This window comes from Curtobacterium sp. MCBA15_009 (genome assembly GCF_001864895.1).
In the GTDB taxonomy this organism is placed as follows: Bacteria; Actinomycetota; Actinomycetes; order Actinomycetales; family Microbacteriaceae; genus Curtobacterium.
Genome location: NZ_MJGO01000037.1, coordinates 96,466 through 104,232, shown reverse-complemented (window position 1 = coordinate 104,232; position 7,767 = coordinate 96,466). Strand labels below are relative to the sequence as shown.

At 68.9% G+C, this 7,767-nt stretch carries 6 protein-coding genes; 4 read left to right on the top strand and 2 right to left on the bottom strand.

Annotation, left to right across the window (positions count from 1 at the left end):
- Positions 1-134 precede the first annotated feature (134 nt).
- Positions 135-1,466, bottom strand: a complete 1,332-nt coding sequence (locus BIU97_RS08725; RefSeq protein ID WP_071297478.1) for an ABC transporter substrate-binding protein — start codon at positions 1,464-1,466, stop codon at positions 135-137.
- A 277-nt stretch (positions 1,467-1,743) separates the two neighbouring features.
- Complete coding sequence (gene guaB / locus BIU97_RS08720) at positions 1,744-3,246, bottom strand: IMP dehydrogenase (RefSeq protein ID WP_071260081.1); 1,503 nt, start codon at positions 3,244-3,246, stop codon at positions 1,744-1,746.
- Positions 3,247-3,530: 284 nt separating this feature from the next.
- On the opposite strand from guaB, the gene BIU97_RS08715 reads away from it, so the two are divergent.
- Genes BIU97_RS08715 through BIU97_RS08700 form a run of 4 tightly spaced genes read left to right on the top strand, consistent with a single transcriptional unit; the run spans position 3,531 to position 7,634 of the window.
- Positions 3,531-4,946, top strand: coding sequence for a branched-chain amino acid ABC transporter permease (locus tag BIU97_RS08715; RefSeq protein WP_254782950.1), 1,416 nt, complete (start codon positions 3,531-3,533; stop codon positions 4,944-4,946).
- Between the two features lie 12 nt (positions 4,947-4,958).
- Positions 4,959-5,945 (top strand): branched-chain amino acid ABC transporter permease, encoded by a 987-nt coding sequence (locus tag BIU97_RS08710; protein WP_071260087.1) that lies wholly within the window; start codon positions 4,959-4,961, stop codon positions 5,943-5,945.
- Positions 5,938-6,825, top strand: a complete 888-nt coding sequence (locus BIU97_RS08705; RefSeq protein WP_071260090.1) for an ABC transporter ATP-binding protein — start codon at positions 5,938-5,940, stop codon at positions 6,823-6,825. Before BIU97_RS08710 ends, BIU97_RS08705 begins: the two co-directional genes overlap by 8 nt.
- Positions 6,822-7,634 (top strand): ABC transporter ATP-binding protein, encoded by an 813-nt coding sequence (locus BIU97_RS08700; protein WP_071260093.1) that lies wholly within the window; start codon positions 6,822-6,824, stop codon positions 7,632-7,634. Before BIU97_RS08705 ends, BIU97_RS08700 begins: the two co-directional genes overlap by 4 nt.
- Positions 7,635-7,767 lie beyond the last annotated feature (133 nt).

Sequence of the window (7,767 nt, the reverse complement as noted above, 5' to 3'; positions counted from 1 at the left end):
GCTCGCACCCGCCCCGGCCGCACCGGCCCGACGGTCGCACGCCGGGCCTCCCGGCCGACCGTCCCGACACGAAAGCGACAGTTCCCCGCGGATGATCCGCGGAGAACTGTCGCTTCGGTGAGGTGGAGCGGGTCCTACTTCTCGACCGCGCCCTGGATGGCGCTCTGGTAGACGGGCTTGTTGTCGCCGTCGAACTTGTAGATGCCGATGTAGGCGCTCGACGGGTCGTTGTTCTCGTCGAACGGACCGATGCCGGACGGGCCGGTGTAGTGGATGTCCTTGCCGTCGTCCAGGAGCGTCTTGCACTCCTTGAACGTGGCGCACTCGGTGCCGCCGTCAGCACCCGACACCGCGGCCATGTTGGCCTGGATCGTGCCCGAGTCCGTGCCCTTGCCCTTCACCGCGGCGAGGGCGGCGAGGACGGTGGCGTCGTAGGACTCCGCCGCGTACGAGTAGTCGGCGAGCGTCTTGCCCGACGAGTCCTTGTAGAAGGCGGACAGCTGCTTCTTGAAGTCGTCCTTCGGCGACGCACCGGGGATGGTGCCCTGGGCGCCGGTCAGGGTGCCCTTGTCGAAGTCCTTCGAGTAGTCCGCCGTGTTGCCGTCGGACATGTAGATCTTCGCCGTGTTCCCCTGCGAGACGAGCTCGGGGATGATCGACTTCGTCTCGTCGAAGGCCAGGACGACGATCGCGTCGGGCTTGGCTGCGAGTGCGGCGGTCACCTCGGACGAGAACGTGGTCTGGCCGGGCGGGAACTCCTGGCCCTTGCCCTTGCCGCCGTAGACGACCTGGCCGCCGGAGGCCTCGACCGCGGACTGCACGGAGTTGCGCAGGCCGGTGCCGTAGGTGTCGTTGAAGACGAGGAACGCGACCTTGGCGTTGCCGTCACCGGTGACGAGCTGGCCGAGCGCCGAACCCTGCACCGAGTCCGGCGGAGCGGTCCGGTAGTAGTACGACGAGTAGCCGGAGAGGTCGGTCGCGGTGTTCGCGGGCGAGATCTCGACGATGCAGTTGCTGGTGAGCTGGTCGATCACGTTGAGCGTGACGGACGACGACTCAGCGCCGATCGCGACCGGGACCTTCGCGTTGACGAGCTTCGTCGCGGCGGAGCTCGAGACCGTCATGTCGTTGCTGTCACCGGAGTCGGTGGCGGGCGAGATCGTGACGTCCTCGTCCAGGACCCCACCGGCCGCGTTGATGTCCTTGACGGCGAGGCCGACGCCGGACTCGGCCGGCGGGTTCAGGTAGGCCAGCGAACCGGTCAGCGGCAGGATCGTGCCGATCTTCAGCGGGTCGGTGCTCGGCGAGTCGGGTGCCTTGCAGCTGGCGGCCGGGTCCTTCTTCGCCCCGCCCGACGCCGAACTCGACGGCGAGTCGCCGGCGCTGGTGGTGGAACAGGCGGCGAGGAGGACGGCTGCTGCGCCCGCCAAGGCCAGTGCCGTGGTGGCACGGGTGGTTCTGATCATCCGTGGAGCCCTTTCTCTGCGCGGAGGGCCTTTTCGTACCGGGTCGAACACGATGCCCTCTGCGTGGGATGCGAGAAAACTAGAGCGGATGTGTTTCGCCCGTGTGTCCGGGCTCCGACCCTGCGTGTTTCGTTACGCACCCGTGACAATCCTTCGAGGACGCACGGGAACCCCTGGTCAGGGAACCGTCCGGACGGTTCCGTCTCCGGAACGACGAGAGCGGCAGGCCCCCGCGACTCGATCGTGGTGGCCTGCCGCTCTCACGGGGACCTGCGGACTAGCCGCGGTAGTTCGGTGCCTCGACGACCATCTTCACGTCGTGCGGGTGCGACTCCTTGAGCCCGGCGGCCGTGATGCGGACGAACTTGCCGCGGGCCTTGAGCTCCGGCACGGTGCGGCCGCCGACGTAGAACATCGACTGCCGCAGGCCGCCGACGAGCTGGTAGACGGCGTTCGCGACCGAGCCGCGGTAGGGCACCTGGCCCTCGATGCCCTCGGGGATGAGCTTCTCGTCGGAGGGCACGTCGGCCTGGAAGTAGCGGTCCTTCGAGTACGAGGTCTTCTCGCCACGGGTCTGCAGCGCGCCGAGCGACCCCATGCCGCGGTAGGCCTTGTACTGCTTGCCGCCGACGAACACCAGGTCGCCGGGGGACTCGTCGGTACCGGCCAGGAGCGAGCCGAGCATCACGGTGTCGGCACCGGCCACCAGGGCCTTCGCGATGTCGCCGGAGTACTGCAGGCCGCCGTCGGCGATGACCGGGACGCCAGCCTCGCGCGCGGCGAGCGACGCCTCGTACACGGCGGTGACCTGCGGCACGCCGACACCGGCGACGACGCGCGTGGTGCAGATCGAGCCGGGACCCACGCCGACCTTGACCGCGTCGACGCCGGCGTCGATGAGCGCCTGCGCGCCCTGACGCGTCGCGACGTTGCCGCCGATGACGTCGACGCCCGCGAAGCGCTCGTCGGCCTTGAGGCGGCGCACCATGTCGAGCACGCCCTCGCTCTCGCCGTTGGCGGTGTCGACGACCAGGACGTCCACGCCGGCCTCGAGCAGTGCCTCGGCGCGCTGCCAGGCGTCGCCGAAGAAGCCGATCGCGGCGCCCACGCGCAGGCGGCCCTCGTCGTCCTTGGTGGCGTCCGGGTACTTCTCGCTCTTGTCGAAGTCCTTGACGGTGATGAGCCCGCGGAGCTTGCCGTCGGCGTCGACCAGGGGGAGCTTCTCGATCTTGTGCTGCGCGAAGATCGCCACGGCCTCTTCCGGGTCGATGCCCTCGAGCGCGGTGATGAGCGGCGCCTTCGTCATGACGTCGCGGACGAGCGTGGTCGCCATCTCGAAGGGGGCGACGAACCGCATGTCCCGGTTCGTGATGATCCCGACGAGGGTGCCGTCCGGCTCGACGACCGGCAGGCCGGAGACCCGGAACTGCCCGCAGAGCGCGTCGACGTCGGCGACGGTGGCGTCCGGGGTGGTCGTCACGGGGTTCGTGATCATGCCCGACTCGGAGCGCTTGACCTTGTCGACGTACGCCGCCTGGTCCTCGATGGACATGTTGCGGTGCAGGATGCCGATGCCGCCCTGCCGCGCCATGGCGATGGCCATGCGCGCCTCGGTGACGGTGTCCATCGCGGCGGAGAGCAGCGGGACGTGCACCTCGATGCGCTTGGTGAGCCGGGACGTCGTGGACGCCTCGCTCGGGATGACGTCGGTGTGCCCGGGCAGGAGCATGACGTCGTCGTACGTGAGTCCGATGAATCCGAACGGATCCGGCTGGTCCATGAATCCCCTCCGTGGGCTGGGTGCCGTGAGGTGGCACCTGAAGTGGTTGCAGACACCGGGAACACGGCTGCGGGCTCCGGATGGACCATGGTAACGCGCGCGTGTCCCCGCCCATTCCGGCAGGGGCCTCCGCGGGGCGCTGTACCGGCCGGACGGGCGGATCCATGCGGATCGCGCGGCCCCCGGTCACGAATGCGCCACGATTCCTGCGCGAGACACGCTGGAAACACGGGGGACACAAAAAATGCCTAGGGTCCTCGACTATCCGAACGAGAGGCTCATCCGTGGGTTCCATCACTCCGCCGGGGTCAGCGCTGCACCGCCGACTCCGCCGCGGGGCACCAGGCCGCAACCGCCTGGTCCTCGCCGCCGTGCTCTTCCTCGCCTTCCTCGCCACCTTCGCGGTCGACTGGGCACTGACGCCCACGGCCGACGCGGCGACCAGCAGTCCGTCCTCGTCCAGCGCCCCGTCCAGCACCCAGCCCTGCACCGTCAGCCCGACCAACGGCTGCATCCAGGGCACCATCACCGACTCCGAGCGGAAGCCGGCCGAGGGCGTCGCGGTCGACGTCGCCGGGCCCGGCGGCTTCGCCGAGACCGCCACGACGAACACCGACGGCCGCTGGTCGGTCCGGGTCGACGAGGCCGGCAAGTACACGGTGAGCGTCGACCAGGACACGCTGCCGAAGGGGCAGTACCTGACGAACGCCGCCGACGCCGAGCGCACGGTCCAGGCCACGCTGAACGCCAACGTGGGGCAGATCTTCCAGCTGTCCGACCAGCAGGGCGCGACGACGTCGACCGACACCTCGAGCGTCACGCCGGAACGGGCCTGGCAGCAGCTGGTGTCCGGCCTCCGGCTCGGGCTGCTCATCGCGCTGGCGTCGATCGGTCTCTCGCTCATCTACGGCACCACGGGCCTGTCGAGCTTCTCGCACGGCGAGCAGGTCACCCTCGGCGGGCTGCTGGCCTACGTCTTCGCGAACCAGCTCGGGTGGAACATCTGGCTCACCGGCATCGTCGTCACCCTGCTGTGCGCCGCGACCGGGTACCTGCAGGACGCCGCGATCTGGAAGCCCCTGCGCCGCAAGCGGATCAGCCTGACGCAGCTCATGATCGTGACGATCGGGCTGTCGATCGCCGCCCAGTACGCGTTCCAGTACTTCTTCGGCGCCTCGACGGTCCGCATCCAGCAGGGCAACCCCGAGACCATCCGGTTCGCCGGGGTCACGCTCACGGTGCAGTCCTACGTCGCGATGGGCATCGCGCTCGTGGTGCTCGTCGCGACCGGGCTCTTCCTGGCGAAGACCCGCTTCGGCCGTGCCACCCGCGCCGTCTCGGACAACCCGGCGCTCGCCGCGGCGTCCGGCATCGACGTCGACCGGGTGATCCGCTTCGTGTGGACGCTCGCCGCGGGCCTGGCCGGTCTGTCCGGCGTGATGCTCGGCCTCGTGCTGAACGGCGTGAACTGGCAGACGGGGCTCCAGCTGCTGCTGCTCATGTTCGCCTCGGTCACGCTCGGCGGTCTCGGCACCGCCTACGGCGCACTCGTCGGGTCGATGATCATCGGCATCGTCGTCGAGCTCACGAACCTCGTGCTCCCCGGTGACTTCAAGTACGCCACCGCCCTCGTCATCCTCATCCTCATCCTGCTGTTCCGACCGCAGGGCATCTTCGGCCGCGCCGAGCGGATCGGCTAAGGGAGCACGCGCATGGACTACATCCTCAACCTGCTGTCCTCGCTCACACAGGAGGCACTCGCCCCGACCACGGCGGCGTTCGCACTGGCCGCGATCGGCCTGAACGTGCACTTCGGTCTCACCGGGCTCGTGAACATGGGCCAGGCGGCGTTCCTGCTGCTCGGGGCCTACGGCTTCGCGATCTCGATCACGAACGGGCTGCCGTTCGTCATGGCGGTGCTCGTCGCCCTGCTCGTCTCCATCGTGTTCGCGATCATCCTCGGCATCCCGACCCTGCGGTTGCGCGGCGACTACCTGGCGATCGTCACGATCTCCGGCGCCGAGATCATCCGCATGGTGGGTCGCTCGAGCCTGCTCACCACGACCACCGGCGGCTCGAACGGCATCACCGGCTCGAGCTACCGCGACCCGTTCACCGCGCTCAGCCCGCTGCCCGACGGCACCACCACGATCCTGTGGTTCACGTACGCGAACAACGGGGTCAACGGCTGGTGGATCCGCATCGCCGCCTGGGCGATGGTCGCCCTGTTCACGCTCGTCCTCTTCCTGCTCATGCGCAGCCCGTGGGGCCGCGTCGTGAAGGCGATCCGCGAGGACGAGGACGCCGTCCGCTCGCTCGGCAAGAACGTCTACTCGTACAAGATGCAGGCGCTCGTGTTCGGCGGTGCGCTCGGCGCGATCGCCGGCATCATCTACGTCCTGCCGAGTTCCGTGCAACCGGACGCGATGGGCCGCTCGATGACGTTCTTCATCTGGACGGCGCTCATCCTCGGCGGCGCGGCGACGGTGTTCGGACCGGTGCTCGGCGCGGTGCTGTTCTTCGTCGTCCGGCTCTTCATCCGCACCCTCGCCGGCGACTTCATCCCCGACTCGATCATGAACGCGCAGCAGGCCGAGCAGTTCTCGTACGTGCTCGTCGGCGTCGCGCTCATGCTGCTCATCGTGTTCCGTCCACAGGGCCTGCTCGGCAACAAGAAGGAGCTGACGTTCAGTGTCTGAGACCTACGACCACCCCAAGGCCGACCCCATCCTGACCGTCGACGGCGTCACCCGGCACTTCGGCGGCATGACCGCGGTCGACGTCGACCACCTCGAGGTCCAGCGCGGCTCCATCACGGCCCTCATCGGCCCGAACGGTGCCGGCAAGACGACGTTCTTCAACCTGCTCACCGGCTTCGACAAGCCGAGCCCGGGCGCGAAGACGCGGTTCGACGGCGCCACGCTGCAGAAGACGAGCGCGACGCACATCGCGAACAAGGGCATGGTCCGCACCTTCCAGCTGACGAAGGCGCTGTCCCGGCTCACCGTGATGCAGAACATGCTGCTCGGTGCCCGCGACCAGCCCGGCGAGAACTTCTTCGCCGCCTTGGTCAAGCCGGTGTGGGCGAAGCGCGAGCGCGAGATCACCGCGAAGGCCGAGGACCTGCTCGCCCGCTTCAAGCTCGACACCAAGGCGGACGACTACGCCGGCTCGCTGTCCGGCGGGCAGCGCAAGCTGCTCGAGATGGCCCGCGCGCTCATGTCCGACCCGACGATGATCATGCTCGACGAGCCGATGGCCGGCGTGAACCCCGCGCTCACCCAGTCGCTGCTCGGGCACATCCAGTCCCTGCGCGACGACGGCATGACCGTGCTGTTCGTCGAGCACGACATGCACATGGTCCGCCACATCTCGGACTGGGTGGTCGTGATGGCCGAGGGCAAGGTCGTCGCCGAGGGCCCGGCCGACACGGTGATGGACGACCAGGCCGTCATCGACGCGTACCTGGGTGCCCACCACGACACCGACCTGGGCGACGACTCGCTCCTCACCGAGGAGACCTTCGAGGAGCTGGCCGAGGAAGTCAAGGAAGAAGACGAGCAGGAGGCGACCCGATGACGGACGCAACGGACCCCACCACCGCGAGCAGTGCCTCCAGTCCGACCGCCGTCCCGGCGGCCACGCTGGACCGCGAGCCGGTGCTCCGCGCGCAGAACCTCGTCGCCGGCTACCTGCCGGGGGTGAACATCCTGAACGGCTGCGACCTGGAGTGCTACCCGGGCGAGCTCATCGGGATCATCGGGCCGAACGGCGCCGGCAAGTCGACGCTGCTCAAGGCGCTGTTCGGGCTCGTGTCCATCCGCGAGGGCTCGGTGACCCTGCAGGGCGAGGACATCACCAACCTCAAGGCGAACAAGCTCGTGCAGGCCGGTGTCGGCTTCGTGCCGCAGACGAACAACGTCTTCCCCTCGCTCTCCATCGAGGAGAACCTGCAGATGGGGCTGTACCTGCGACCGGGGAAGTTCGCCGAGCGGCTCGAGGTGATCTACGACCTGTTCCCGGTCCTCGCGCAGCGGCGGAACCAGCGGGCCGGATCGCTCTCGGGCGGTGAGCGGCAGTCGGTCGCGATGGCCCGTGCGCTGATGATGGACCCGAAGGTGCTGCTGCTCGACGAGCCGAGCGCCGGACTGTCCCCGGTGCGCCAGGACGAGACGTTCCTGCGGACCCGCCGGATCAACAAGGCCGGTGTGTCGATCGTCATGGTGGAGCAGAACGCGCGACGCTGTCTGCAGATCTGCGATCGTGGGTACGTGCTCGACCAGGGGAAGAACGCGTACTCGGGCACCGGGAAGGAGCTCGCCGACGACCCGAAGGTCATCGAGCTCTACCTGGGGACGCTCGCCAAGGACGTCGACGCGGCGCGCTAGCGCGCCCCGTGTCGACTGCGGGTACCGCTGTGGGGGTGGTATCCGTGACGGGTGGGGCCGTGCGTGGTCGCTTCGCGCCGCACGGCCCCGCTCCTCGACGTGGCCCGGGTCCCCGGACGCCCGTGGCCCGCGC

Bases quoted from the DNA above. Each gene is read 5' to 3' on its own strand.
- BIU97_RS08700 (WP_071260093.1), top strand. From the start codon at position 6,822: ATGACGGACGCAACGGACCCCACCACCGCGAGCAGTGCCTCCAGTCCG.
- guaB (WP_071260081.1), bottom strand. From the start codon at position 3,246: ATGGACCAGCCGGATCCGTTCGGATTCATCGGACTCACGTACGACGAC.
- BIU97_RS08725 (WP_071297478.1), bottom strand. From the start codon at position 1,466: ATGATCAGAACCACCCGTGCCACCACGGCACTGGCCTTGGCGGGCGCA.
- BIU97_RS08710 (WP_071260087.1), top strand. From the start codon at position 4,959: ATGGACTACATCCTCAACCTGCTGTCCTCGCTCACACAGGAGGCACTC.